Raw genomic sequence first — 25,326 nt, 5'->3', positions numbered from 1 at the left:
TTATTTTGCTGCCACGACTTTGATTTCAACCAGATATTTAGGGTTCATCAGCCCGGCGTGAACGGTACAGCGTACCGGTGCGTTACCCGGCGACACCCACGCATCCCAGGCGCGGTTCATTGCGGCAAAATCTTCCTTATTCACCAGAAAAATGGTGGCATCGAGGATGCGGCTCTTATCCGAACCCACGCGCGTCAGCAGGCGATCGATCACCGCCAGCGCATTTGCCGTCTGTGCTTCAGCATCTTCATCCAGGTTTTCCGGCACGCTGGTGTAATAGACGACATCATTATGAATGACGGCTTCGGACATGCGGTGTTCCGGATCGATACGTTCAATGGTCATGCGTTTTCCTTTTTACACTTTAATCACCGGCGATAGCCTGGCATAAACGGCGGCGCGAGTCACCTGCGGCAGGGTGCTGCGCATTCTGACTCACGGCACGCCGTTATTATTAAAAAAGCCGTCGTGAATAAAAAACAGAAATAAAACATATTTATTGGATTATTAGTGTTAAGGTGGTTTTTCTTAAATAAAAAAATGAAGGTTATTATCTACAATTTCAAACTTATCTGCCCATCCTGCTTTAGCATTCAGTACCGTTTTTCTCATCTTGATATCACCAAGTTGAACCCGTATGGTGCTAAGTGCATATTTTGTAAGTCAATTATGACGGCCAGCCAGTAAGTATTACTGTTTTATTTCAGTAACCATTACAGCCCAGTCTTAATATTCCCCATTCAAACAGATCGCTTTTAAAGATCGCTGTCGACCATGTGCACCCGTGATAGCGCCTGATGTGCTTAACTAATAAAAGGCCTTCGGGTGACTCAACGGGGTATTTTGAGAGCCAGCGGATCGTTCTGCTTTGCTGCCCTGATAGCCTTTACGGCAAACTCATCTGACACTCCGTGCCTGTAAACCGGCCACCTGCCGCAGCCATCACGTCGTTAATTCACACTAACTCATTGATTCCAGCTATTTTGCATCCGGCAGGTAATACTGACATAATTACAGTAGTTTCTTTCCTGCAGTGAGGATATGTGGCAGACGATTTTGCAGCGGACGGCGCTCTGGCGCAGGCGATCCCCGGTTTTAAACCGCGTGAACCCCAGCGGGTAATGGCTGCGGCGGTGGCGAAAGCTATCGACATGCGCGGCGAACTGGTCGTGGAAGCCGGTACCGGCACCGGGAAAACCTACGCCTATCTCGCTCCCGCGCTCCGCTCCGGGAAAAAAGTCATTGTTTCCACCGGTTCGAAAGCCCTGCAGGATCAGCTCTACAGCCGCGATCTGCCCACGGTGGCAAAGGCGCTCAAGTTTAAAGGCACGCTGGCGCTGCTTAAGGGGCGTTCTAACTATCTGTGCCTCGAACGACTGGAGCAACAGTCAATGGCCGGAGGGGAACTGGCCGTGCAGGCCATGAGCGATCTGGTGCATCTGCGCGGCTGGTCAAGTGAAACCGTTGACGGGGATATCAGTACCTGCGGCGGCGTGGCGGAAGACAGCACCATCTGGCCGCTGGTCACCAGTACCAACGACAACTGTCTGGGCAGCGACTGCCCACAGTATAAAGACTGCTTTGTGGTCAGGGCGCGACGTAAAGCGATGGATGCCGACGTGGTGGTGGTCAATCATCACCTCTTTCTGGCCGATATGGTGGTGAAAGAGAGCGGTTTCGCCGAGCTGATCCCGGAAGCCGACGTGATGATTTTCGATGAGGCGCATCAGGTACCGGATATTGCCAGCCAGTATTTTGGCCAGCAGCTCTCCAGCCGCCAGCTGCTCGATCTGGCTAAAGACATCACTATTGCCTATCGCACCGAAATTCGCGACGTACAGCAGCTGCAGAAATCCGCCGACCGGCTGGCGCAGAGCGCGCAGGATTTCCGGCTGGCGCTGGGCGATCCCGGTTTTCGCGGCAATCTGCGCGAGCTGCTGAGCGATCCCCACGTGCAGCGCGCGCTGCTGTTGCTCGATGATGCGCTGGAGCTGTGTTACGACGTGGCCAAACTGTCGCTGGGGCGCTCGGCGCTGCTGGACGCGGCGTTTGAGCGCGCCGCGCTCTATCGCGGCAGGCTGAAGCGCCTCAAGGACGTTTCGCAGCCGGGGTTCAGCTACTGGTACGAGTGCAACTCCCGCCACTTTATTCTGGCGCTGACGCCGCTTTCCGTCTCTGACCGCTTCCGTGAAGTGATGGAAGAGCGGCCGGCCAGCTGGATCTTTACCTCGGCCACGCTGGCCGTTAACGAGCAGGTTACCCACTTCGTTGAGCGGCTGGGCGTTGAAAGGGCGGAAACGCTGATCCTCGACAGCCCGTTTGACTATTCCCGCCAGGCGCTGCTGTGCGTGCCGCGCAATCTGCCGTCGCCTAATCAGCCGGGCGGCGCGCGCCAGCTGGCACGGATGCTGCGGCCGCTGATCGAAGCCAACAACGGGCGCTGCTTCTTCCTTTGTACCTCACATCAGGTGATGCGCGATCTGGCCGCCGAGTTCCGCGCCTCGCTGACCCTGCCGGTGCTGCTGCAGGGGGAAACCAGCAAGGGCCAGCTGCTGAAGCAGTTTATTGCCGCCGGCAATGCGCTGCTGGTGGCCACCAGCAGCTTCTGGGAAGGGGTGGACGTTCGGGGTGATGCACTGTCGCTGGTGATTATCGATAAGCTGCCGTTTACCTCGCCTGACGATCCCTTACTCAAAGCCAGGATGGAAGACTGCAAGCTGCGCGGCGGCGATCCCTTCGATCAGGTGCAGCTTCCGGATGCGGTTATCACCCTCAAACAGGGCGTTGGCCGCCTGATCCGCGACGTTGACGATCGCGGCGTGCTGGTGATTTGCGATAACAGACTGGTGATGCGGCCCTACGGCGCGGTGTTTCTTAACAGTTTGCCACCCACGCCGCGCACGCGAGATATTGCCCGTGCGGCGGCATTTCTCAAGCCATAACGCGGCAGTCATCAAAATGGCGCGCAGTGTGCTATCATTCGCGCCGAAATTTTTATCCCTGAGGTTGCAATGTCCACGCGAATTTTAGCCATTGATACGGCCACGGAAGCCTGCTCGGTAGCCCTGCTGAATAACCAGCAGCGGCTGGCACACTTTGAACTCTGCCCGCGGGAACATACCCAGCGCATTCTCCCCATGGTGCAGGAAATCCTGCAGCAGGGCGGCGTGGCGCTGAAGGCGCTGGATGCCCTGGCCTTTGGTCGCGGCCCGGGGAGTTTCACCGGCGTTCGCATCGGCATTGGCATTGCGCAGGGGCTGGCGCTTGGCGCAGAGCTGCCGCTGATTGGCGTTTCCACGCTGAAAACGATGGCGCAGGGCGCTTTCCGCGTGGGCGGAGCTTCACGCGTGCTGGCGGCGATTGATGCCCGCATGGGCGAAGTCTACTGGGCTGAATATCAGCGCGATGAACAGGGTATCTGGCACGGTGAAGAGAGCGAAGCCGTACTCAGCCCCCAGGCGGCGAGTGAGCGTATGGCCGCTTTAAGCGGTGAGTGGACCTGCGTGGGCACCGGCTGGAAAGCCTGGCCGGAGCTGGCTGAAAACAGCCAGCTGGTATTAACGGCCAGTGAGGTGGAATTACCTGCCGCCGAAGATATGCTGATCCTTGCCTCACAGGCGCTGGCAGCCGGTGAAACCGTTGCGCCGGAGCAGGCAGAACCCACGTATTTACGTAATGAAGTAACCTGGAAAAAATTACCGGGCCGCGAGTGAGTCGCGGCAACTATTTCGCCACGGTGCAGTCAAATCAACAGTACCTGGGAGAATTTTATGCGTAAATCTCGTTTATGGCAGTTGAGTGGTTTGTTATTAACGTCTTTCCTGCTTGCAGGCTGTGTCACCGTGCCTGACTCAGTGAAGGGCACGTCGCCGACGCCGCAGCAGGATCTGGTGCGGGTGCTTAATGCGCCACAGCTCTATGTCGGGCAGGAGTCGCGCTTCGGCGGTAAAGTGATTAGCGTCACTAACAAGAATGGCATGACGCGTCTTGAGATTGCCGCCATGCGGCTGGATGACTCGGCACGACCGATCCTCGGATCGGCGACGATTGGTCGCGTGTTCGCCGATATCAACGGCTTTGTTGATCCCATTAACTTCAATGACCAGATGGTGACCGTTGTCGGGCCAATCTCGGGAGTTGAAAAGGGTAAAATTGGTGAGGCAAACTATAACTTTGTTGTCGTAAGAGTCTCCGGCTATCAGCGCTGGCATAAGATCCAGCAGATGGTCGCGGCGCCACAGCCGATTGACCCGTGGATCTGGTATGGACCGGGCTATGGTCGTCGTCATGGCGGCTACTGGGGTCCGCCGCCGTGGGGTTACTACGCACCGGCTCCGGCGCAGGTTCAGACTATCCTGACTGAATAGTGCCGCAGTAACGAATTTTTTCACGGCATATCCGCTGTGTTTCAGCGGGTATGCCTTTTTTTTGACTCCTTTTCTCCGGGTGAGAAATTTTTAGTGATGGGCTTCGCAACCTCTAAACGGAGAGCTGAGCAAACTGGTACGCTGAGTTAAAATAATGTTAACAGAAACCAGAGGCTGAGCTGCGATGACTACAAATACTCATTTTCGAGGTGACTCCTTGCAAAAGGTCTGGCTTAACCGCTATCCGGCCGATGTTCCGGCTGAAATTAACGCGGACCGTTACCGCTCCCTCATCGATCTGTTTGAACATGCGGCACTGCGCTATGCTGAACAGACCGCATTTATCAACATGGGGCAAAGCCTGTCATACCGGCAGCTTGACGAACGCAGTCGGGCATTTGCCGCCTATCTGCAGCAGGGGCTGGGGCTGAAGAAGGGCGATCGCGTGGCGCTGATGATGCCCAACCTGCTGCAATATCCCATCGCCCTGTTTGGCGTGCTGCGCGCGGGAATGACCGTGGTCAACGTTAACCCGCTTTATACCCCGCGCGAATTAGAACATCAGCTGAACGACAGCGGCGCCAGCGCGATTGTTATTGTCTCTAACTTTGCCCACACGCTGGAAAAAGTGGTGGCGAAAACCCAGGTGAAGCATGTGATCCTCACCCGGCTGGGCGACCAGCTGTCGGCGGCTAAGGGCACGCTGGTTAATTTTGTGGTGAAGTACATTAAGAAGATGGTGCCCAAATACCATCTGCCAGGGGCGATCTCGTTCCGCCAGGCGCTGCAGCGCGGGGCGCATCTGAACTACACCAAGCCGGATATCATTAACGACGATCTGGCTTTTCTGCAGTACACCGGCGGCACCACCGGCGTGGCGAAGGGGGCGATGCTCACCCATCGCAATATGCAGGCAAATCTGGAACAGACCCGGGCCACCTACGGTTCGCTGCTGAAAGAAGGGCAGGAGACGGTGGTCACCGCGCTGCCGCTGTACCACATCTTTGCGCTGACGGTAAACTGCCTGCTGTTTATCGATCTCGGCGGTGCCAATCTGCTGATCACCAACCCACGCGACATCCCGGGCCTGGTTAAAGAGCTGGCAAAATATCCTTTCACCGCGATTACCGGCGTGAATACGCTGTTTAACGCGCTGCTGAACGATGACGGTTTCAACAAGCTGGACTTTTCCAGCCTCAGCCTCTCCGCCGGGGGCGGCATGGCGGTGCAGAAGTCGGTTGCCGAACGCTGGGAGAAGCTGACCGGGCATTATCTGCTGGAGGGCTACGGCCTGACGGAGTGCTCGCCGCTGGTGTCGGTCAATCCGTATGATATCCAGTGCCACAACGGCAGCATCGGCCTGCCGGTACCGTCGACCGACGTCATGCTGGTTGACGATGAAGGGAATGAGGTTGCGCCGGGCGAACCCGGCGAGCTGTGCATTAAGGGACCGCAGGTGATGCTGGGCTACTGGCAGCGCCCCGATGCCACCGATGAAGTTTTAAAAAATGGATGGCTTCGCAGCGGCGATATTGTTACCGTTGATCATGAAGGCTTTCTTCGCATCGTTGACCGCAAAAAAGACATGATTCTGGTTTCAGGTTTTAACGTCTATCCGAATGAAATCGAAGATGTGCTGATGCTGCACCCGAAAGTACGGGAAGCTGCGGCGATCGGTGTACCGAATGATGTGGCGGGCGAGTCGGTGAAAATCTGCGTGGTGAAGAAGGATGCTTCCCTGACCAAAGAAGAGCTGATAGCCCACTGCAAAAAGTATCTGACGGGATACAAAGTGCCCAAGATTGTGGAGTTCCGCGAAGATCTGCCCAAGACCAACGTGGGAAAAATCCTGCGCCGTGAGCTGCGTGATGAAGCGATTAAGGCGGCGCAAAAACCGGCAGCCTGAGTGACAGACTGCGATTAATCGATAGCCGCGTGGCTGTCCGGCTGTGCCAACATTGCAGCCGGGGCCACGGGGGACAACATGCCGGGATGCGCCCGGCATTATTATTTCTAACACCTGCAGAGGCCGACCGCGCGGCGGTCTGCGACAAGAGACTGTTATTTTGAATTACACCATGATCACCACCAATGAAGCGCTGGCGGACATTTGTCAGCGTGCGCGTCAGGTTTCTGCCCTGGCGCTGGATACTGAATTCGTCCGTACGCGCACCTACTATCCGCGACTGGGTTTAATTCAGCTTTTTGACGGGGAAACCATTTCGCTGATCGACCCGCTGACTATCGGTGACTGGGAACCGTTCCGCGCGCTGCTGCAGGATCGGCAGATCGTGAAGTTTCTGCACGCCGGCAGTGAAGATCTGGAGGTATTCCTGCATGAGTTTGGCGTGCTCCCCGATCCGATGATCGATACCCAGATCCTGGCGGCGTTTTCCGGCCGCCCGCTGTCATGCGGCTTTGCCACCATCGTGGAATCCTTTACCGGCATTGCTCTGGATAAGAGCGAATCCCGCACCGACTGGATGGCGCGCCCGCTGACCGAAAAACAGTGCCAGTACGCTGCTGCAGACGTTTTCTATCTGCTGCCCATCGCGCAGAAGCTGATGGCTGAAACGGAAGCCGCCGGACAGATGGCGGCGGCGCTGGATGAATGCCGCCTGCTGTGCCAGCGGCGCACCGCGCAGCTTGACCCTCAGGAAGCTTATCGTGAAATGACCAACGCCTGGCAGCTGCGCCCACGGCAGCTGGCCGCGCTGCGCCTGATGGCCGCGTGGCGTCTTGAAACGGCGCGCGAAAAGGATATGGCGGTTAACTTTGTGGTTCGCGAAGAAAATCTGTGGAAGGTGGCACGCTACCTGCCAGGATCGCTCGGCGAGCTGGAGCATCTCGGCGTACCGGGGCAGGAGATCCGTTTCCACGGACGTGCGCTGCTGGCGATGGTGGCGAAAGCCGAAGCGCTGGACGAGAGTGAACTGCCGGAGCCGGTGGTCAACCTGATTGATCACCCGCGTTACAAGTCGGTGTTCAAAGCGATTAAAGCGCTGGTGGCCAGTGCGGCGGAACAGCATGGCGTCAGTCAGGAACTGCTGGCATCACGCCGTCAGATCAATCAGCTGCTGAGCTGGTACTGGAAATTAAAACCGCGGGATCGTAAACCGGAACTGATTGATGGCTGGCGGGGCACGCTGCTGGAGGCGGGCATCAACGAAATCCTCAGCGCGGACTAAGCTCGTCAATTTTCCCCTGCGGCTCGCAGGGGAAGATTATGAGCAGGGAAGGATCATTTATCAGGTTCTTCCGACTCAGGCAGCGTGACATTCAGCTCCAGAATGGAAATATCACCTTCCTTTTGATCCAGCTTGACGCTGAGCATTTCGGGATCGATTTTGACGTATCTGCAGATGACTTCCAGAAGATCCTTTTTCAACTGTGGCAGATACTGGGGTTCAACATCCCCCCTCCTGCGTTCTGCCACAATAATCTGCAGCCGTTCCTTGGCTATGTTAGCTGTGCTCTTTTTTCGGGATAAAAAGAAGTCTAGTAAGGCCATGGTTTATCCCCCAAACAGGCGTTTCAGGAATCCCTTCTTCTCTTCTTCAATGAAGCGGAAGGGGCGTTCTTCTCCAAGAAGGCGGTCAACGGTATCAGCATAGGCTTTGCCTGCATCGGATTCGATATCCAGAATGACAGGTTCACCCTGGTTAGAGGCGCGCAGTACGGACTGGTCCTCTGGGATCACGCCGACCAGCGGGATACGCAGAATTTCAAGCACGTCTTCCATGCTCAGCATATCGCCACGGCTAACGCGGCCCGGGTTATAACGGGTCAGCAGAAGATGTTCTTTAATCGCGTCCTGCGAGTTTTCTGCCCGGCGGGATTTCGACGACAGAATGCCCAGAATGCGGTCTGAGTCGCGCACGGAAGACACTTCCGGGTTAGTGGTGATCACGGCTTCATCGGCGAAATACAGGGCCATCAGTGCGCCGGTTTCAATACCTGCCGGTGAATCACAGATAACAAAGTCGAACTCCATGGCCGCCAGATCGTTCAGCACTTTTTCCACGCCTTCGCGGGTCAGCGCATCTTTGTCGCGAGTTTGTGACGCGGGGAGAATAAACAGATTCTCCGTGCGTTTATCTTTAATTAACGCCTGATTCAGCGTGGCATCACCCTGGATCACGTTAACAAAATCATAAACAACGCGTCGCTCACAGCCCATTATCAAATCGAGGTTTCGCAGGCCGATATCAAAATCGATAACGACCGTTTTTTTTCCTTTTTGCGCTAAACCGGTAGCGATGGCCGCGCTGGACGTGGTTTTACCAACGCCTCCTTTACCCGATGTAACAACAATTATGCGTGCCATATAGTAATTTCCTTAGAAAAGAAAGGGCTTGCGAGCATGGCTCAGTTCAATGTCTGGATGGTCAGCTCACCGTCTTTGAGACAAAGACGTGACGCTTTTCCGAAAAACTCGTTCGGTATCTGGTCCATAATCCAGTACACACCGCCTATGGAAACCAGCTCCGCTGATAAATTCGTGCAAAAAATCTGGCAGCTTTTATCGCCGCCGGCACCCGCGAGCGCGCGGCCACGCATCATGCCGTAAATATGAATATTGCCGTCGGCGATCAGTTCCGCACCCGCACTCACGCTGTTGGTGACAATCAGATCGCAGTTTTTGGCATAGATTTGTTGCCCGGATCGCACGGGGGTGGAAATCACCCGCGTTTTCCCGACCAAAGGTTCCGTCACCGCAGCGACGGGTATGACAGCAGGGGCTTCGGGCTGTACATCCGCTACGGGTTTCTTTTCTTTCCCTTCGGTTAATAATGGCAGCCCTGAACGCGTAATTGAGCGCTTTAACTGTTCGTCCCGACAGCCGCTGACGCCGACAATGTGCAGCCCTGAGGCGACGATCGCCTGCTGCATCTGCCGCCAGTTAACATCGCGAGTTAAAGATGAAACATTCACAACGACAGGTGCGTTTCTCAGGAAGGCCGGAGCCTGGCTGACCTTTTCCGCCAGCGCCTTACGCACGGTGGCGGGATCGGTATGGTGCAAATGTAGGACAGAAAGTGTAAAACTGCTGCCCTTTAACTCAATTGGCGATTGTGGCATCTGTCCCGCTCAGTCCTGTTATTTATCATCCCGTCTAAAATAGCCGCACATTGTGCTGGTTAATCAAATCAGGACAATATTCCGAAGTTCTGCAAGCATGTTATAGTTACTGTAATATCCAGGCAAGCTACCATCCAGGTTAATTCGAGTAAAAAATATGTTTTGTGTGATCTATCGAAGTACTAAACGCGACCAGACTTATCTTTATGTCGAAAAAAAAGACGATTTCTCACGGGTGCCTGAAGCTTTGATGAATGGCTTCGGCAAACCGCAGCTCGCGATGCTGCTGCCGCTGGACGGCAGCAAGAAGCTGGTGGGGGCAGATATTGAAAAAGTGAGGGCGGCATTACGTGAGGAAGGCTTTTATTTACAAATGCCACCCCCGCCCGAAAGTTTGCTAAAGATGCATCTGGAAAACCATAAAAAAGTTTAACTAGGAATCGTCTGTAAATATATCTCCCGCGCCGGCCTCCACATTTAAATCCGGCGCTGGGGAAGTGATTAAAGGATGCATGCATGAAATTGCCACTCCTTACCACGCTGTTATCTTTGCTGTCGATTTCGGGCAGCGTCAGTTTAAGTTACGCTGCCATCCCTTCGGCGACGTTATCCTCTCCCGCCGCGACCTCGCTGTCACAACAGGGGCGCGATCCTGCCGAGTTCCCGGGCTACGTGGAACAGCTCAAAGCCACGGCTCGCCAGCAGGGTTTTTCTGACGCGACCATCGCCACGGCTTTTGCCGGCATCCATTTTGTCGATCGCGCCATAAAGTCCGATCGCAGCCAGCTTGAACATAAAGTTACCCTTAATGATTACCTCAGCCGCGTTCTGACCCTCGGTAAAATCGAAAAGGGACGAGAAAAGCTCAATGAATATCGCGCGTCGCTCGATCGCGTCGCGTCGCAGTCTGGCGTTTCGCCAGAGTATATCGTTGCGCTATGGGCGATGGAGAGCCAGTTCGGCACTATTCAGGGTAAAGAGGACGTCATCTCCGCGCTTGCCACTCTGGCCTTTGAGGGGCGCCGTGAAGCGTTCTTCACCAAAGAGCTGATGGCGGCGCTGAAGATTATTCAGCAGCAGGGCATGACGGCAGACTCGCTGAAGGGTTCCTGGGCAGGCGCCATGGGGCAGAGCCAGTTTATGCCCAGTTCATTCCTGAATTACGGCAGGGACGGCGACGGCGACGGAAAAATTGATATCTGGAATAATGTCGATGACGTGTTCGCCTCCATCGCCAGTTATTTGCAGAAAGAGGGCTGGAAAGCCGGGCAGGGATGGGGAAGTGAGGTGACTTTGCCGCCGGGATTCGATAACCGGCTTAATGGCCTGAAAACCGCGCAGGCGAAAACGCTGGCGCAGTGGCAGCAGCTCGGCGTGGTCGTCAAAACGCCAGCGCAGGGTAACGCACCCGGCCGGGCGTGGATCGTCACGCCTGAGGATGGCGACGGGCGTTCATTCATGGTTTATGACAATTTCCGTACGCTCATGCACTGGAATCGATCTTATTATTTCGCCATCAGTATCGGCATGATGGCCGATGCTCTCGCGCAGTAAACGGGGCGGCTGCGGTAGATTACCGGGGCTGTCATTCATTAAAGCAGGGGAAAAACATGTATCAGCATCACAACTGGCAGGGCGCATTGTTGGATTTTCCGGTCAATAAAGTGGTTTGCGTAGGCAGCAACTATGCCAAACATATTAAAGAGATGGGCAGCGCGACCCCGACCGAACCTGTACTGTTTATCAAGCCGGAAACCGCGCTGTGTGACATTCGCCAGCCGCTGTCTATTCCGCAGGGTCTGGGTGCCGTCCATCATGAGGTGGAGCTGGCGGTGCTGATTGGTGCCACCCTCAAACAGGCCAGTGAAGAACACGTTGCGCAGGCGATTGCAGGCTATGGCGTTGCGCTGGATTTAACCCTGCGCGACGTGCAGGCGGGCTGTAAAAAAGCCGGTCAGCCGTGGGAAAAAGCCAAAGGCTTTGATAACTCCTGCCCGATTTCCGGCTTCATTCCGCGCAGCGAGTTTACTGCCGATCCGCAAAACGTTGAGCTGAAGCTCGTCGTCAACGGTGAAGTTCGTCAGCACGGCAGCACCGCCGATATGATCCATCAAATCCTGCCGCTGATTGCCTACATGAGCAGGTTTTTCACCCTGCGCGCGGGCGATGTGATCCTCACCGGCACGCCGGAGGGCGTTGGCCCGATGGTATCCGGCGATAAGCTGGAAGTGTCGCTCGGCGGCCACGGGGTTGCCACCCGGGTACTGTAAAACTTGCATACTCAGCCCAAACCCTTTATAAGGTGCGGGTTTTTACTTTTACCGGACGCCGATATGACTGAGAACCCTTTCTGGCAGCACAAAACGCTGGAGCAAATGAGCGATGAGGAATGGGAATCGCTGTGCGATGGCTGCGGTCAGTGCTGCCTGAACAAGCTGCAGGATGCGGACACGGATGAGATTTACTTTACCAATGTCGCCTGCAACCAGCTGAATATCAAAACCTGCCAGTGCCGCAACTACGAGCACCGTTTTGAGCTGGAAGAGGACTGCATAAAGCTGACGCGGGAAAATCTGCCGACCTTCTCCTGGTTACCGCCGAGCTGCGCCTACCGCGTACTGGCAGAGGGTAAAACGCTGCCGGTCTGGCACCCGTTACGCAACGGCTCGCGGGCAGCGATGCATGCAGCAAGGATCTCAGTGCGGCATATCGCCGTTCATGAAAGTGAAGTGGTGGACTGGGAAGAGCACATCATCAATCGTCCACGCGGGTACGGTAACTGACCGTCAGCGAATGAGGGACAAAAAATAAGGCCAGCGTTTATGCTGGCCTTATTCTTATTTAGCGCGAGAACAGGTCGCGTTTTTTGGGCTTAAACGCCTGGGCAATCAGCACCAGCACCGCCACCAGCAGATAAGCGGCAAAAATCCCCACCAGCCACTGCGGCATACTCATATTCAGCAGCGTCCATGAGCGCTCCGCGCAGTCACCGCTGGCAACAAATACCGAAGGCAGCCACTTATCCAGCGGAAGCCAGGACGGGAAGCGCGCGGCGAAATCACAGGTGACGAAAGGGGACGGATGCAGCTGGATCATGGTGTGTTCCCATGCCAGGCGCACCCCTTCCCACGCGCTGTAAAGCCAGATCAGAATCGCCACCCAGCGCAGCGGCGTTTTCGGGGCGATGGCGCCCACGATCCCGGCACCCATAATGCCGAACAGCGCGCAACGTTCGTAAATGCACATGACGCAGGGTTTAAGCAACATGACATGCTGAAAATAGAGCGCCGTCAATTCGAGGGCAAAAGCAGTAAACGCCATTAACAGCCAGGCACCCCGGCCATAAGAACAGCGATTCAGGTATCTCAACATAAGTCTATCCGTGTAGTAAGCGTTGATTCGGCAGTGTAAACCAAATGCGGCCGTATTCCAGCCTCGGGACAAGAAAAATTTAGGCAGTAAAATGACTTAAATTAAAACCGGTACGAAAAAAAGTGGCGGCGGAAGACCCGACGCCGGTTTCATCGGTGAAAAGAAAAAAACCTCGGATAAAGACCAGGATAAAGCTTATTTTTTTGCTGGCGATCGCCATTTTCCCCTTTGCCTGAGCTAGGTGAAGCCTGGGGGCTCTGGTATGATGAGATGAATTTTTGCAGTTATGAACGCAATGGAAACAAAACGCTTATGGTCATTAAGGCTCAGAGCCCTGCGGGTTTCGCGGAAGAATATATAATCGAAAGTATCTGGAATAATCGTTTTCCCCCCGGCTCGATACTGCCTGCTGAACGTGAACTCTCAGAGTTAATCGGCGTAACGCGCACCACGCTTCGTGAAGTGTTGCAGCGTCTGGCTCGTGACGGCTGGCTGACCATTCAGCACGGTAAACCCACGCGGGTGAATAACTTCTGGGAAACTTCCGGGCTCAGCATTCTTGAAACGCTGGCACGGCTTGACCACGACAGCGTGCCTCAACTGATTGATAACCTGCTCTCCGTGCGGACCGATATCTCTTCCATCTTTATCCGCCGCGCCATTCGTAACTTTCCGGATAAAGCGAAAGAAGTGCTGGAAACGGCGAACCACATTGACGATCACGCTGAAGCCTACACCGAGCTGGACTACAGTATCTTCCGCGGGCTGGCCTTTGCTTCCGGCAATCCGATTTATGGACTGATCCTGAACGGGCTGAGAGGATTGTATACCCGGGTTGGCCGCCACTACTTCTCCAACCCGGAAGCACGCCGTCTGGCGCAGGACTTCTACCAGCACCTGCTGCATATCTGCCACTCGAAAGAGTACGAGCTGATTGCCGACAGCGTACGCGATTACGGCCGCCGCAGCGGAGAAATCTGGCATGCGATGCAGGTCAGTATGCCGACGGATCTGCCGCCGCCGCGCCGCTAACGAACCGTAAAATGTAAAACGCCCCCGGATGAGGTCACTCTCCGGGGGCGTTTTTATTTCAGCTTGTGCGCGGCCGGCCGTGCCTCAGAGCGGGGCGCTCGGACGCGGTGGGCAGCGGTCCAGGATTTCCGAACTACCATCCTCATTTTGCTGTTCGAGGGTGACGTCAAAGCCCCAGAGGCGGTGAACGTGTTTAAGCACCTCGCGACGGCTTTTATCCAGCGGTGCACGGTTGTGCGGCACATAACGCAGCGTCAGCGAGCGGTCACCGCGTAAATCGACATCGTAAACCTGGATATTCGGCTCCAGATTGCTGAGGTTGTACTGTGCGGAGAGCTGCTGACGAATTGCCCGATAGCCCGCCTCGTCGTGGATCGCCGCAATTTCAAGATAGTTATTACGGTCATCGTCCAGCACGGTGAACAGGCGGAAATCCCGCATTACCTTGGGCGACAGGAACTGGCTGATAAAGCTCTCGTCCTTGAACTCGCGCATGGCGAAGTGCAGGGTTTCCAGCCAGTCTTTGCCGGCAATATCCGGGAACCAGTAGCGGTCCTCTTCGGTCGGATGCTGGCAGATGCGCTGAATATCCTGGAACATGGCAAACCCGAGCGCGTAGGGGTTAATACCGTTGTACCACTGGCTGTTATAAGGCGGTTGATACACCACGTTGGTGTGGCTGTGCAGAAACTCCAGCATGAAACGCTCGGAGACTTTACCTTCGTCATACAGATGATTCAGGATGGTGTAGTGCCAGAACGTTGCCCAGCCCTCATTCATCACCTGCGTCTGCTTCTGCGGATAAAAATACTGGCTGACCTTTCTGACAATACGCAGGCACTCGCGCTGCCACGGCTCCAGCAGCGGTGCGTTTTTCTCCATAAAGTACAGCAGATTTTCCTGCGGCTCTGACGGATAGCGGGCGGCGGCATACTGGGTTTCCTCGCGTTCGCGACGGGGAAGCGTTCGCCACAGCATATTGACCTGGCTTTGCAGATACTCCTCGCGGCTTTTCTGCCGCGCTTTCTCTTCCTGCAGCGAAATTTTTTGCGGGCGTTTGTAGCGGTCAACGCCGTAGTTCATCAGCGCGTGGCAGGAGTCCAGCAGCCGTTCCACCTGCTCAAGCCCGTAGCGTTCTTCACATTCGCTGATGTAATTGCGGGCAAAAATCAGGTAATCAACGATGGAGCTGGCGTCGGTCCAGCTGCGGAACAGGTAGTTATTTTTAAAGAAAGAGTTGTGCCCGTAGCAGGCGTGCGCCATCACCAGCGCCTGCATGGTCATGGTGTTCTCTTCCATCAGGTAGGCAATACAGGGGTTGGAGTTGATGACGATTTCATAGGCCAGCCCCTGCTGACCGTGCTTATAGCGCTGTTCGGTTTCAATAAATTTTTTGCCGAACGACCAGTGCGCATAGTTGATTGGCATCCCCACGCTGGAGTAGGCATCCATCATCTGTTCCGAGGTGATCACCTCAATCTGATGAGGGTAGGTATCCAGCCGGTAGGATTTGGCAACGCGATCGATCTCTTTCAGATACACATCAAGCAGGTCGAACGTCCAGTCTGGTCCATCATTGAGTCGTTTGCTGTCCGTAATTGGAACGTCAAAGATCGTTGTCATAGCGCACCCCTTTTTATAAAACCGGTTTCTGGCGATACAGCACGTAGCGACAAAATGTCCGTTTTCATGTCAACCCATCCCCGCCGCTGTGCCGCGTTGATAAGCCTGGAATAAAAGCCAATATCTCAATGATAGTTCACTGTCTCTTATCCCTCCCGTGAAAACAAATGAAATCTTCGACAGAAAATAGAGCACGATTTAAAAAAAGATATTTACGTGATGGGAAATGCCCAATAGCGGGCGATTTTCAGGATTTAATCCTGTTTATAACCAAAACCTATGATGTAAAAGGTTTGTGCTGTCAACAGGCGTTTTATTCCAAAAAAGGTTTTTAAGATGCTGCCATTATAAAAAAAGAAGAATTTATGACTGTATTCGTAGTGATATCTTGTTTTTATTCGCTGGCTGGGTGAAAAATATGTGAAATTTGTCAGCGGAGAGTGAGCGCTTTTCCTGGTGGTTTACTCGGTAATTAAAGCTCTCACACAGTGTAATGTTCTTTTGTAAACCAGTTGGGGTTCAGTATGCGTGTTGTCATTCTCGGTAGTGGGGTGGTCGGCGTGGCCAGTGCGTGGTATCTGGCGCAGGCGGGGCACGAAGTCACGGTCATCGATCGCCAGCCGGATGCGGCGCTGGAGACCAGTGCCGGCAACGCCGGACAAATTTCTCCGGGCTATGCTGCCCCGTGGGCCGCACCGGGTGTGCCGCTGAAGGCGGTAAAATGGATGTTCCAGCGCCATGCGCCGCTGGCCATTCGTCTGGACGGCAGCCGCTTCCAGCTGGAGTGGATGTGGCAGATGCTGCGCAACTGCGATATGAACCACTACCAGCAGAACAAAAGCCGTATGGTGCGCATCTCCGAGTACAGCCGCGACTGCCTGAAAGCGCTGCGCCAGGAAACGGGCATTGCCTATGAGGGCCGCCAGGGCGGTACGCTGCAGCTGTTTCGTACCGCGCAGCAGTATGAAAGTGCGGCGAAGGATATCGCCGTGCTGAAAGAGGCCGGGGTGCCTTATGAACTGCTGGAGGCCGCAGACCTGGCGCGGGTAGAGCCCGCGCTGGCGACCACCCAGCATAAACTGACCGGCGGCCTGCGCCTGCCTAACGATGAAACCGGCGACTGCCAGCTGTTCACTCAGCGCCTGGCCAGAATGGCGGCGGAAGCGGGGGTTAATTTCCGCTTCAATATGCAGGTCGATGCGCTGCTGCAGGAAGGGAATCAGATCCGCGGGGTGAAGTGCGGCGAGGAAGTGGTTACCGCTGACGCTTACGTGGTGGCATTTGGTTCGTTTTCCACCGCGCTGCTGCACGACATGGTCAAAATCCCGGTCTATCCGCTGAAAGGCTATTCGCTTACCGTACCGATCACCGACGAGAGTGCCGCGCCGGTTTCCACCGTGCTGGATGAAACTTATAAGGTGGCGATCACACGCTTTGATAATCGTATCCGCGTCGGCGGAATGGCGGAAATTGTTGGCTATAATACAAAATTATTACCGGCACGCCGCGGAACGCTGGAAATGGTGGTGCGCGATCTCTTCCCGAATGGGGGGGATGTGGCCGCGGCGACGTTCTGGAGCGGACTGCGCCCGATGACCCCGGACGGAACGCCTATCGTGGGCCGTACCCCATTGAAAAACCTGTACCTTAATACCGGTCATGGTACTCTGGGCTGGACGATGGCCTGCGGATCCGGTCAGCTCCTCGCGGATATTATTACGGGTAAAACGCCGGCGATTATGGCGGAAGATCTGTCGGTAATGCGCTATCTGCCGGGCTATACGCCGGCTCCGGCCCGCTCGCTGCACGGTGCCGGTATCCGTTAATTTACCGTATTAAAAGCAAAAGGAGAGAGTATGTCGCGTCCGATTGTCGCAACGATCGATACCGCCGCGTTGCGGCAAAACCTGGCCGTTGCCCGCCAGGCCGCGGGCGGTTCGCGCCTGTGGTCGGTGGTGAAGGCTAACGCCTATGGCCACGGTATTGACCGCGTCTGGCAGAGCCTGCAGGACACCGATGGTTTTGGGCTGCTGAATCTGGAAGAGGCCATCCTGCTGCGCGAGCGCGGCTGGAAGAAACCCATCCTGCTGCTGGAGGGGTTTTTCCATCCGGAAGATCTCGAAACTCTCGATCGCTACCGCCTGACGACCAGCGTGCACAGCAACTGGCAGATCCAGGCGCTGGCGAAAGCCAGGCTCTCCGCGCCGCTGGATATTTACCTTAAGATGAACAGCGGGATGAACCGGCTTGGTTTCCAGCCGGATCAGGTGCATAACGCGTGGCAGAAACTGCGTTCGCTGCCCAACGTGGGTGAAATCACGCTGATGGCGCACTTTGCCGAAGCGGAGACGGAAGAGGGCATTGCCGAACCGCTGAAACGTATCGAGCAGGCGGCGGAAGGCCTTGACTGCCCGCGCAGCCTCGCGAACTCTGCCGCCACGCTGTGGCACCCGCAAACGCATCACGACTGGGTGCGCCCCGGCATTATTCTTTACGGTGCTTCACCGAGCGGCCGCTGGCAGGACATCGCCGGTAACGGGCTGAAGCCGGTGATGACCTTAACCAGTGAAATTATCGGCGTGCAGCAGCTGGGCGTCGGAGCCAGAGTAGGCTACGGTGGTCTGTATCGTGCGGAGGAAGAGCAGCGCATCGGGGTGGTTGCCTGCGGCTATGCCGACGGCTACCCGCGCATTTCACCGACCGGCACGCCGGTGATGGTGGATGGCGTGATGACGCGCATCGTTGGCCGCGTCTCCATGGATATGATCACCGTTGATTTAACCCCGTGTCCGCAGGCCGGTATCGGCAGCGCGGTGGAGCTGTGGGGAAATCACGTCAAGATAGATGATGTCGCAGCGGCATCCGGCACCGTCGGTTATGAGCTGATGTGCGCGCTCGCACCGAGAGTGCCGGTTGTTGTAGTGTGATCGTCTGACTCAGAGCGCGGTCAGCGTACCGCGCACTTTCTTACTGAAGCGCCAGGCGATAAACGCCAGCAGCGCACCCGCCACCATCATCAGCGCCAGCGCCGACTTCTCGGCCAGCGGCAGCGCCATCATCACCAGCCCCGCTGACGATCCGCCCGCCATCTGAATAAAGCCCGCCAGCGCGGAAGCCACACCGGCCTGCTGCTGATAGGGTTCCAGCGCGTAGCTGGTGGCCGGGCCAACGGTAAAGGCCAGTCCGGCAACGGACACCGCCACAGGCAGCATATACAGCGCCCAGTTTGTCTGCCAGGCCTCGGGCAGCAGCCAGACGCCAGCCATCAGCATCACGGCTCCTGCCGTCATAGCCAGCGCCCCAATCGCCAGGCAGATCGGACGACCCAGCTTGCGAATCACCTTATTGACCAGCACGCTGACCAGCATAATCCAGAAGCCGTTGGCACCAAATGCAATCGAGAACTGCAGGGCAGAAAGGCGGCCTTCGGTCATCAGGACGTTGGGTGCCAGCGATACATAGGTCAGCACCATACCCAGCGCCCCGGCGTTGGCGAAAGCGAACGCCAGGAAACGCGGCTGGCGCAGGATCTGCCAGTACTGGCGCAGCGGCAGTCCTTTCACTTTTTGTGTATCCGCCGGGCGTGTTTCCGGCAGGAAGAACACCACCAGCAGGCCGATGCCCAGCGCGTAAAGGGTTAGGAACCAGAAGGGCGCGCGCCAGTTAAAGGCTTCCGCCAGCAGGCCGCCCAGCAGCGGAGCCAGCGCCGGGACGATATTCAGCGCGCCGTTAAGGAAACCATAGGCGCGGGCGGCATCATCACCGTCCAGGCGGTCACGCACCCCGCTGAAGGCGACAACCGCCGTGCAGCATACGGCACAGCCCTGAATAATTCGCGCGGCGAGGAACTGTAACCAGGCGTCTGCGGTGGCCGCCATAATGCTGCCGGCAATGTAAAGCAGCAGACCGAAGATAGCGATCGGTTTCCGTCCCAGATTATCCACCAGCGGCCCGGCAACAATTTGCCCAAGCCCCATCACCAGCAGGAAAAGAGGGATGGTGGTCTGAATAGTGGATACGGGCGTGCTTAATCCAACGGCGATGTCCGGCAGAGTAGGCAGATAGAGATCGATGCCCAGCGGGGCAAGCAGAACCAGGCTGAGCAGCAGCAGGGTGAATTTTTGCATGACAGAAGTAAGATCCAAATTAAAGCAAGCCGTACAGGGTAGAGATTACCCACGGAAAAGAAAAGCATTAAGTGTAAGGAGACAGAGGAATTGTCTCCTTACGCCGGGTTGTTATTCTTTATCCTGCTGCACGCGCACCCCAACCTTAATAATTTCGTTATCTTCTTTTTCCGCCACGGTCCAGATCATATTTTTCCACTCAACCTGATCGCCGACCACCGGAGCACCACCAATGATGTCGGAAACCAGCTTCCCGAGTGTCTGCTGTTTGTCATTTTCTTCATCAAGGTCGATGCCATAAATTTCAGAGACATCCTGCAGGCGCGCATCGGCCTGCAGAATAAAGTCGCCGAAGAATCGCTGGTCGAGTTCGAGCGGCGGGGACTGGCTGAACAGCTTGCCCAGCGCCGGGAGATCGCGATCGCGGCCAATTACGCAAAGGATATCCCCCTCGCGCAGCCGCGTATTGCCCGTGGGGTGCAGCAGCTGATTATTGCGGAACAGGGCGGCGATACGCGTTTCCCGCGGCATATGCAGGTCGCGCAGGGCGGCACCGACGCACCACTTATCGGCGCTGAGCTGGTAAACAAAATGCTCCCACGGATTTTCGGGATGGATATCCAGGCCAATGCGCGAAATCGGGGAGGCGGTCGGGGGAACGATGACCCTGGCTTTACGGGCGGCGAAGCCCAGCGAGGTGCCCTGCACAATCAGCGAAACCAGCACTACGAAGAAGGCGATATTGAAGAACAGCGAGGCGTGGGGCAGACCCGCCATCATCGGGAATACGGCGAGGATAATCGGTACCGCACCGCGCAGCCCAACCCAGCTAATAAAGAAGCGCTCACGAATATTGAAACCGCGAAACGGCAGCAGGCCCACCATCACCGACAGTGGACGGGCAACGAGGATCAGCCACAGTGACAGCAGCATCGCCGGTACGGCGATATGCCACAGGTCGAGCGGGTTAACCAGCAGCCCCAGCACCAGAAACATGCCGATCTGGCTGAGCCAGGCCATGCCGTCGAAGGTTTGCAGAATGCCGTGACGGCTGCGGATCGGCCGGTTGCCGAGCACAAACCCGCAGAGGTACACCGCCAGGATCCCGCTGCCTTCCAGCGCGGTGGTCAGGGAGAACACCAGAATACCGCCGCTCAGGGCCAGCAGCGGATAAAGGCCCGGGGGCAGTGAAATGCGGTTAATCAGCTGCAGCAGCCCCCAGCCGCCGCCAATGCCCAGTGCGATGCCCAGGCCAAACTCCTGGATCAGATGAATAACGAACATCATGTCCAGCCCGTTCTGGCCTTTCTGAATCATCTCGATCAGGGTGATGGTCAGAAACACCGCCATCGGATCGTTGCTGCCTGACTCAATCTCCAGCGTGGCGCTGACGCGCTCGTTAAGCCCTTTTCCGCCGAGCAGCGAGAAAACCGCTGCCGCATCGGTGGAGCCAATAATCGCCCCAATCAGGAAGCCGTTCATCATATTTAAATCAAACAGCCAGGCGGCGGCCATGCCGGTCAGACCGGCGGTGATCAGCACGCCCACCGTCGCCAGCGACAGCGCCGGGCCGAGGGCCACCCTGAAGGAGCTGGCCTGGGTTCGCATGCCGCCATCGAGCAGGATCACCGCCAGGGCAAGGTTACTGACCAGGTACGCGACCGGATAGTTGTTAAAAACAATGCCGCCGATGCCGTCAACGCCCGCCAGCATGCCGAGCGCCAGGAAGATAACCAGAATCGGAATGCCCAGGCGGGAGGAAAAGGAACTCAGCAGTATGCTTGCGGCAACCAGCACTGAACCAATGATAAATAAACTGTAAATCGCGCTGGCTTCCAAAAGGTGTGTCTCCCAACAGGTTAAAATTTTTTTTACAGATAGTGCGTGGCGGAGAAAAGGTTTAAAAAACCGAGGTCACTCAGTTGAATACAGGGGATAAAATAGCGTAAAAACCGCCGGAATGAATACCGCTGAGTGCGCAAAAGGGAATTTTTCTGCCATCCGGCACGCGTAGCGCCCGTAATCAGGCATAAATGGCCGTTAATCCTGCATTCAACGCCGGTAGCAGGGCGCTACCGGCGCAGACGGGATCAGTAATTTTCCTCAACCTGCTTCTGGAACAGGGCGCGGAACACCGGGTAGATATCTTCCTGCTCACGAATATGCTGAATGGCAAAGTTATCGAAGCGGGTTTGCAGATTTTCATACTCGCGCCACAGCGTCTGATGGGCACGGCGGGTGATTTCGATATAGCTGTAATAACGCACCACCGGCAGGATATTTTTCGCCAGCAGCTCGTGGCAAAGCGGGGAATCATCGGCCCAGTTGTCGCCATCGGACGCCTGCGCGGCGTAGATATTCCACTGCGCGGGGTCATAGCGCTCTTTGACCACTTCATCCATCAGTTTTAACGCGCTGGAAACGATCGTACCGCCGGTTTCCTGCGAGTAGAAAAACTCCTGCTCATCGACTTCCTTCGCCTGCGTATGGTGGCGAATGTAAACCACATCCACGTTTTTATAGGTCCGGCTGAGGAACAGATACAGCAGGATATAAAAGCGCTTGGCCATATCTTTGGTGGCCTGGTCCATCGAACCGGAAACGTCCATCAGGCAGAACATCACGGCCTGGCTGGAAGGCTCGGGGCGTTTTTCAAAATTCTTGTAGCGTAAATCGAACGTATCAATAAACGGAACCCGTTTGATACGGGCGCGGAGTTCGGCAATCTCCTTACGCAGCTGTTCTTCCTCCAGCAGCTTTGCCGGCTCGCTGTTTTCAACGGTTTTCAGCGTTTCTTCCAGCTCGGCCAGCGTTCGGCGTTTGCCGGCGGTCATCGCCGTGCGGCGCGCCAGCGAGTTTTGCAGGGATCGAACCACGCTGATGTTGGCCGGAACGCCGTTGGCGGTATAGCCCGCCCGATGGGTTTTATACTCGTTAAGCTGACGATGCTGATTCTTCTTCAGATTCGGCAGGGCCAGATCTTCAAACAGCAGATCCAGATACTCATCTTTCGAGATGTTGAATACAAATTCATCCTGGCCTTCACCGTCCTGGCTGGCGTTGCCCTGACCGCTTCCGCTCCCGCCGCCACCGCCCTGCGGACGTTCCACGCGGTCGTTCTGCACGAAGTGGTCGTTACCCGGATGTACCCGGTGACGCTGGCCTCCGCGGCCCTGATGGAACGCGGGTTCGTTGATATCCTCAACGGGAATAGAGACGGATTCGCCGCTTTCGACGTCGGTAACCGAACGCTTGTTGATGGCCTCGGAGATCGACTGTTTGATTTGCGACTTATAGCGGCGCAAAAAGCGCTGGCGGTTTACCGCGCTTTTATTTTTGCCGTTAAGACGCCGATCGATAAAATAGGCCATAGCTCCCCCATACTACGTTGCAGGCGGCTGGGACATCGCCCGAACCCGCCCTGATGCACTTCCTGCGAATCTGCCATCGCCGATCGGCCCGGGATGACGCTTCCGGGCCGAAGGCTTAAGCAGTGACCTGAACGTCAGGATGACTTCCTGACGCGCAGATACCACTCGCACAGCAGGCGAACCTGTTTACGGGTATAGCCTTTTTCCATCATGCGATCGACGAAGTCGTCGTGTTTTTTCTGCTCATCGGTGGATGTTTTCGCGTTAAACGAAATCACCGGCAGCAGCTCCTCCGTGTTGGAGAACATTTTCTTCTCGATGACGGTGCGCAGCTTCTCGTAGCTGGTCCAGTTCGGGTTCCGGCCGTTATTATGCGCCCGGGCGCGCAGCACAAAGTTGACGATTTCGTTACGGAAGTCTTTCGGGTTACTGATCCCGGCGGGCTTCTCGATTTTCTCCAGTTCCGCATTCAGCGATTCACGATCGAACAGCTGTCCGGTATCCGGGTCGCGGTATTCCTGATCCTGGATCCAGAAGTCGGCATAGGTGACATAGCGGTCAAAAATATTCTGGCCGTATTCAGAGTAGGATTCCAGGTAGGCGGTCTGGATCTCTTTGCCAATAAACTCGGCGTATTTCGGGATCAGATAGCCTTTCAGATGCTCAAGGTATTTCTCCGCCTGCTCCTGCGGGAACTGCTCGCGGTCAATCTGCTGTTCCAGCACGTAGAACAGGTGTACCGGGTTAGCCGCCACCTCCACGTGGTCGAAGTTGAACACGCGGGAGAGGATTTTAAAGGCGAAGCGGGTTGACAACCCGTTCATGCCTTCATCCACACCGGCGTAGTCACGATACTCCTGATAGGATTTAGCTTTCGGATCGGTATCCTTCAGGCTTTCACCGTCGTAGACCCGCATTTTCGAGTAGCTGCTGGAGTTTTCCGGCTCTTTCAGACGGGAAAGAATTGAGAATCGAGCCAGCGTCTCCAGGGTTCCCGGCGCGCACGGAGCATGCGTCAGCTCGCTGTTAACCAGCAGTTTTTCGTAGATCTTGATCTCTTCAGAGACCCGCAGGCAGTAGGGAACCTTGACGATATATACGCGGTCAAGGAACGCTTCGTTGTTCTTGTTATTACGGAACGTCACCCACTCGGATTCGTTAGAGTGTGCGAGGATAATACCGTTAAACGGCAGGGCGGAGATGCCTTCGGTGCCGTTATAGTTGCCCTCCTGCGTAGCGGTGAGCAGCGGGTGGAGCACTTTTATCGGCGCTTTGAACATCTCAACGAATTCCATGATCCCCTGGTTTGCCCGGCACAGCGCGCCGGAATAACCGTAGGCATCAGGATCGTTCTGGGCGTGATTCTCCAGCTTGCGGATATCCACTTTCCCCACCAGCGCGGAGATATCCTGATTATTCTCATCACCCGGTTCGGTTTTGGCGATGGCAATCTGTTCCAGAATAGACGGCCAGACCTTGACCACCTTGAAGCGGGTGATATCCCCGCCGAAATCATGCAGGCGCTTCGCCGCCCACGGAGACATGATGGTGCCAAGATAGCGACGCGGGACGCCGTATTCTTTATCCAGAATATTGGCATCCTCCTGTGGATTGAACAGGCAGAGCGGGTGGTCGTTGACCGGGCTGCGTTCGCCGTCCGCGCTGAGGACATAGATAGGCACGCGCTGCATCAGCGATTTCAGCCGCTCTGCAAGGGAGGATTTACCGCCACCGACCGGACCCAGCAGGTACAGGATCTGTTTCTTCTCTTCCAGCCCCTGGGCGGCGTGTTTCAGGTAGGAGACGATTTGTTCAATCGCTTCCTCCATGCCGTAAAACTCTTCAAACGCCGGGTAACGTGCAATCACACGATTTGAGAACAGCCGGGAAAGGCGAGGCTCCTGAGCGGTGTCGACCATTACGGGTTCACCGATTGCCATTAGCAGTCGTTCCGCCGCGTTGGCGTATGCACTGCGATCCTGCCGACAGATGGTAAGAAATTCCTGCAGTGTGAACTCTTCGTCCTTGGCAGCTTCATAACGCTGACGATAGTGATCGAATATATTCATAGCGATGCCCGTCCTTTCGTTTTTAGCACAGGTACCAGGAGCCTAACGCGATAGCTCCTGAAGGAACTTATTAATGAGTACAGCAACCCTTATGCCAACCTGACTTTTTTTATCGGGAAACACACTTCTTTGGTTACTCTGCTCGTTAAAATTTAGGTCTTACAATTAAGCGTAGAACGCATAGTAAAAAATTTCCTGAGCCGTCGAGCATTTTCGATGAAATTTCAATAACAAAGTCAGAAAAGCGCTAAGCAGCACACTTTCCAGCCTCGTCCGGCCCGGC

23 protein-coding genes and 1 pseudogene are annotated in these 25,326 nt (G+C 55.8%); 13 read left to right on the top strand and 11 right to left on the bottom strand.

The window, feature by feature from the left end:
• A complete protein-coding gene (locus PGH32_RS08870; protein WP_314426478.1) occupies positions 1-345 on the bottom strand; it encodes a RidA family protein in 345 nt (114 codons plus the stop codon).
• 195 nt (positions 346-540) lie between these two features.
• Here PGH32_RS08870 and ymcF point away from each other — a divergent pair.
• The 6 genes and pseudogenes from ymcF to rnd form a co-directional block, all read left to right on the top strand.
• Positions 541-672: pseudogene (gene ymcF, locus PGH32_RS24695) on the top strand (cold shock small protein YmcF); the annotation flags it as partial.
• A 371-nt stretch (positions 673-1,043) separates the two neighbouring features.
• Positions 1,044-2,942 (top strand): ATP-dependent DNA helicase, encoded by a 1,899-nt coding sequence (locus PGH32_RS08865; RefSeq protein WP_314426476.1) that lies wholly within the window; start codon positions 1,044-1,046, stop codon positions 2,940-2,942.
• A 69-nt stretch (positions 2,943-3,011) separates the two neighbouring features.
• Positions 3,012-3,713 carry a tRNA (adenosine(37)-N6)-threonylcarbamoyltransferase complex dimerization subunit type 1 TsaB gene (gene tsaB, locus PGH32_RS08860; protein WP_314426473.1) on the top strand — a complete coding sequence of 234 codons (702 nt, stop codon included), beginning with the start codon at positions 3,012-3,014 and terminating at the stop codon, positions 3,711-3,713.
• A gap of 57 nt (positions 3,714-3,770) precedes the next feature.
• Entirely contained in the window at positions 3,771-4,367 is a 597-nt protein-coding gene (locus PGH32_RS08855) for a Slp family lipoprotein (protein WP_314426471.1), read from the top strand.
• Positions 4,368-4,584: 217 nt separating this feature from the next.
• A complete protein-coding gene (gene fadD, locus PGH32_RS08850; protein WP_337893788.1) occupies positions 4,585-6,273 on the top strand; it encodes a long-chain-fatty-acid--CoA ligase FadD in 1,689 nt (562 codons plus the stop codon).
• Positions 6,274-6,445: 172 nt separating this feature from the next.
• Entirely contained in the window at positions 6,446-7,555 is a 1,110-nt protein-coding gene (gene rnd, locus PGH32_RS08845; RefSeq protein WP_337894279.1) for a ribonuclease D, read from the top strand.
• A gap of 53 nt (positions 7,556-7,608) precedes the next feature.
• Here rnd and minE read toward each other — a convergent pair whose 3' ends face one another.
• Genes minE through minC form a run of 3 tightly spaced genes read right to left on the bottom strand, consistent with a single transcriptional unit; the run spans position 7,609 to position 9,449 of the window.
• Positions 7,609-7,878, bottom strand: coding sequence for a cell division topological specificity factor MinE (gene minE, locus PGH32_RS08840; RefSeq protein ID WP_123329446.1), 270 nt, complete (start codon positions 7,876-7,878; stop codon positions 7,609-7,611).
• Positions 7,879-7,881: 3 nt separating this feature from the next.
• Entirely contained in the window at positions 7,882-8,694 is an 813-nt protein-coding gene (gene minD / locus PGH32_RS08835; RefSeq protein WP_123329448.1) for a septum site-determining protein MinD, read from the bottom strand.
• A gap of 41 nt (positions 8,695-8,735) precedes the next feature.
• Complete coding sequence (minC, locus tag PGH32_RS08830; protein WP_337893787.1) at positions 8,736-9,449, bottom strand: septum site-determining protein MinC; 714 nt, start codon at positions 9,447-9,449, stop codon at positions 8,736-8,738.
• A gap of 157 nt (positions 9,450-9,606) precedes the next feature.
• Here minC and PGH32_RS08825 point away from each other — a divergent pair, with 157 nt between their 5' ends.
• From PGH32_RS08825 to PGH32_RS08810, 4 genes are all read left to right on the top strand, one after another.
• Complete coding sequence (locus PGH32_RS08825; protein WP_314426461.1) at positions 9,607-9,882, top strand: YcgL domain-containing protein; 276 nt, start codon at positions 9,607-9,609, stop codon at positions 9,880-9,882.
• 83 nt (positions 9,883-9,965) lie between these two features.
• Entirely contained in the window at positions 9,966-11,003 is a 1,038-nt protein-coding gene (locus PGH32_RS08820) for a lytic murein transglycosylase (RefSeq protein ID WP_337893786.1), read from the top strand.
• 56 nt (positions 11,004-11,059) lie between these two features.
• Positions 11,060-11,719, top strand: a complete 660-nt coding sequence (locus tag PGH32_RS08815; protein WP_337893785.1) for a fumarylacetoacetate hydrolase family protein — start codon at positions 11,060-11,062, stop codon at positions 11,717-11,719.
• Between the two features lie 63 nt (positions 11,720-11,782).
• Positions 11,783-12,232, top strand: coding sequence for a YcgN family cysteine cluster protein (locus PGH32_RS08810; RefSeq protein WP_314426455.1), 450 nt, complete (start codon positions 11,783-11,785; stop codon positions 12,230-12,232).
• A 58-nt stretch (positions 12,233-12,290) separates the two neighbouring features.
• Here the strand turns inward: PGH32_RS08810 and dsbB are convergent, their stop codons facing one another.
• Together dsbB and PGH32_RS08800 are read right to left on the bottom strand one after the other, a co-directional pair.
• On the bottom strand, positions 12,291-12,821 hold the full coding sequence (gene dsbB / locus PGH32_RS08805) for a disulfide bond formation protein DsbB (protein ID WP_314426452.1): 531 nt from the start codon (positions 12,819-12,821) through the stop codon (positions 12,291-12,293).
• Between the two features lie 79 nt (positions 12,822-12,900).
• On the bottom strand, positions 12,901-13,041 hold the full coding sequence (locus PGH32_RS08800) for a hypothetical protein (protein WP_337893784.1): 141 nt from the start codon (positions 13,039-13,041) through the stop codon (positions 12,901-12,903).
• 92 nt (positions 13,042-13,133) lie between these two features.
• Here PGH32_RS08800 and fadR point away from each other — a divergent pair, with 92 nt between their 5' ends.
• Positions 13,134-13,853 carry a fatty acid metabolism transcriptional regulator FadR gene (fadR, locus tag PGH32_RS08795; RefSeq protein WP_337893783.1) on the top strand — a complete coding sequence of 240 codons (720 nt, stop codon included), beginning with the start codon at positions 13,134-13,136 and terminating at the stop codon, positions 13,851-13,853.
• Positions 13,854-13,937: 84 nt separating this feature from the next.
• Here the strand turns inward: fadR and PGH32_RS08790 are convergent, their stop codons facing one another.
• Positions 13,938-15,476 (bottom strand): SpoVR family protein, encoded by a 1,539-nt coding sequence (locus PGH32_RS08790; RefSeq protein WP_314426443.1) that lies wholly within the window; start codon positions 15,474-15,476, stop codon positions 13,938-13,940.
• 524 nt (positions 15,477-16,000) lie between these two features.
• Here PGH32_RS08790 and PGH32_RS08785 point away from each other — a divergent pair.
• Together PGH32_RS08785 and dadX are read left to right on the top strand one after the other, a co-directional pair.
• Positions 16,001-17,302 carry a D-amino acid dehydrogenase gene (locus PGH32_RS08785; protein ID WP_314426440.1) on the top strand — a complete coding sequence of 434 codons (1,302 nt, stop codon included), beginning with the start codon at positions 16,001-16,003 and terminating at the stop codon, positions 17,300-17,302.
• Between the two features lie 30 nt (positions 17,303-17,332).
• Complete coding sequence (gene dadX, locus PGH32_RS08780; RefSeq protein ID WP_314426437.1) at positions 17,333-18,403, top strand: catabolic alanine racemase DadX; 1,071 nt, start codon at positions 17,333-17,335, stop codon at positions 18,401-18,403.
• Between the two features lie 9 nt (positions 18,404-18,412).
• Here the strand turns inward: dadX and PGH32_RS08775 are convergent, their stop codons facing one another.
• The 4 genes from PGH32_RS08775 to yeaG form a co-directional block, all read right to left on the bottom strand.
• Positions 18,413-19,603, bottom strand: a complete 1,191-nt coding sequence (locus PGH32_RS08775; RefSeq protein ID WP_337893782.1) for a multidrug effflux MFS transporter — start codon at positions 19,601-19,603, stop codon at positions 18,413-18,415.
• Between the two features lie 111 nt (positions 19,604-19,714).
• Entirely contained in the window at positions 19,715-21,442 is a 1,728-nt protein-coding gene (locus PGH32_RS08770; RefSeq protein ID WP_337893781.1) for a potassium/proton antiporter, read from the bottom strand.
• A gap of 251 nt (positions 21,443-21,693) precedes the next feature.
• Entirely contained in the window at positions 21,694-22,974 is a 1,281-nt protein-coding gene (locus PGH32_RS08765; protein WP_314426427.1) for a YeaH/YhbH family protein, read from the bottom strand.
• A 134-nt stretch (positions 22,975-23,108) separates the two neighbouring features.
• Positions 23,109-25,043, bottom strand: a complete 1,935-nt coding sequence (yeaG, locus tag PGH32_RS08760) for a protein kinase YeaG (RefSeq protein ID WP_205064391.1) — start codon at positions 25,041-25,043, stop codon at positions 23,109-23,111.
• Between the last annotated feature and the right edge of the window lie 283 nt (positions 25,044-25,326).

Origin of the sequence: Erwinia sp. SLM-02 (assembly GCF_037450285.1) — a bacterium.
Classification (GTDB): domain Bacteria; phylum Pseudomonadota; class Gammaproteobacteria; order Enterobacterales; family Enterobacteriaceae; genus Erwinia.
This window is presented reverse-complemented; position numbering and strand designations above follow the sequence as displayed.

What these genes read in the sequence shown, in the direction of transcription:
- PGH32_RS08870 (WP_314426478.1), bottom strand. Translation starts at nt 345, where the DNA reads ATGACCATTGAACGTATCGATCCGGAACACCGCATGTCCGAAGCCGTC.
- tsaB (WP_314426473.1), top strand. Translation starts at nt 3,012, where the DNA reads ATGTCCACGCGAATTTTAGCCATTGATACGGCCACGGAAGCCTGCTCG.
- PGH32_RS08855 (WP_314426471.1), top strand. Translation starts at nt 3,771, where the DNA reads ATGCGTAAATCTCGTTTATGGCAGTTGAGTGGTTTGTTATTAACGTCT.
- rnd (WP_337894279.1), top strand. Translation starts at nt 6,446, where the DNA reads ATGATCACCACCAATGAAGCGCTGGCGGACATTTGTCAGCGTGCGCGT.
- minE (WP_123329446.1), bottom strand. Translation starts at nt 7,878, where the DNA reads ATGGCCTTACTAGACTTCTTTTTATCCCGAAAAAAGAGCACAGCTAAC.
- minD (WP_123329448.1), bottom strand. Translation starts at nt 8,694, where the DNA reads ATGGCACGCATAATTGTTGTTACATCGGGTAAAGGAGGCGTTGGTAAA.
- minC (WP_337893787.1), bottom strand. Translation starts at nt 9,449, where the DNA reads ATGCCACAATCGCCAATTGAGTTAAAGGGCAGCAGTTTTACACTTTCT.
- PGH32_RS08825 (WP_314426461.1), top strand. Translation starts at nt 9,607, where the DNA reads ATGTTTTGTGTGATCTATCGAAGTACTAAACGCGACCAGACTTATCTT.
- PGH32_RS08820 (WP_337893786.1), top strand. Translation starts at nt 9,966, where the DNA reads ATGAAATTGCCACTCCTTACCACGCTGTTATCTTTGCTGTCGATTTCG.
- PGH32_RS08815 (WP_337893785.1), top strand. Translation starts at nt 11,060, where the DNA reads ATGTATCAGCATCACAACTGGCAGGGCGCATTGTTGGATTTTCCGGTC.
- PGH32_RS08810 (WP_314426455.1), top strand. Translation starts at nt 11,783, where the DNA reads ATGACTGAGAACCCTTTCTGGCAGCACAAAACGCTGGAGCAAATGAGC.
- dsbB (WP_314426452.1), bottom strand. Translation starts at nt 12,821, where the DNA reads ATGTTGAGATACCTGAATCGCTGTTCTTATGGCCGGGGTGCCTGGCTG.
- PGH32_RS08800 (WP_337893784.1), bottom strand. Translation starts at nt 13,041, where the DNA reads ATGGCGATCGCCAGCAAAAAAATAAGCTTTATCCTGGTCTTTATCCGA.
- fadR (WP_337893783.1), top strand. Translation starts at nt 13,134, where the DNA reads ATGGTCATTAAGGCTCAGAGCCCTGCGGGTTTCGCGGAAGAATATATA.
- PGH32_RS08790 (WP_314426443.1), bottom strand. Translation starts at nt 15,476, where the DNA reads ATGACAACGATCTTTGACGTTCCAATTACGGACAGCAAACGACTCAAT.
- PGH32_RS08785 (WP_314426440.1), top strand. Translation starts at nt 16,001, where the DNA reads ATGCGTGTTGTCATTCTCGGTAGTGGGGTGGTCGGCGTGGCCAGTGCG.
- dadX (WP_314426437.1), top strand. Translation starts at nt 17,333, where the DNA reads ATGTCGCGTCCGATTGTCGCAACGATCGATACCGCCGCGTTGCGGCAA.
- PGH32_RS08775 (WP_337893782.1), bottom strand. Translation starts at nt 19,603, where the DNA reads ATGCAAAAATTCACCCTGCTGCTGCTCAGCCTGGTTCTGCTTGCCCCG.
- PGH32_RS08765 (WP_314426427.1), bottom strand. Translation starts at nt 22,974, where the DNA reads ATGGCCTATTTTATCGATCGGCGTCTTAACGGCAAAAATAAAAGCGCG.
- yeaG (WP_205064391.1), bottom strand. Translation starts at nt 25,043, where the DNA reads ATGAATATATTCGATCACTATCGTCAGCGTTATGAAGCTGCCAAGGAC.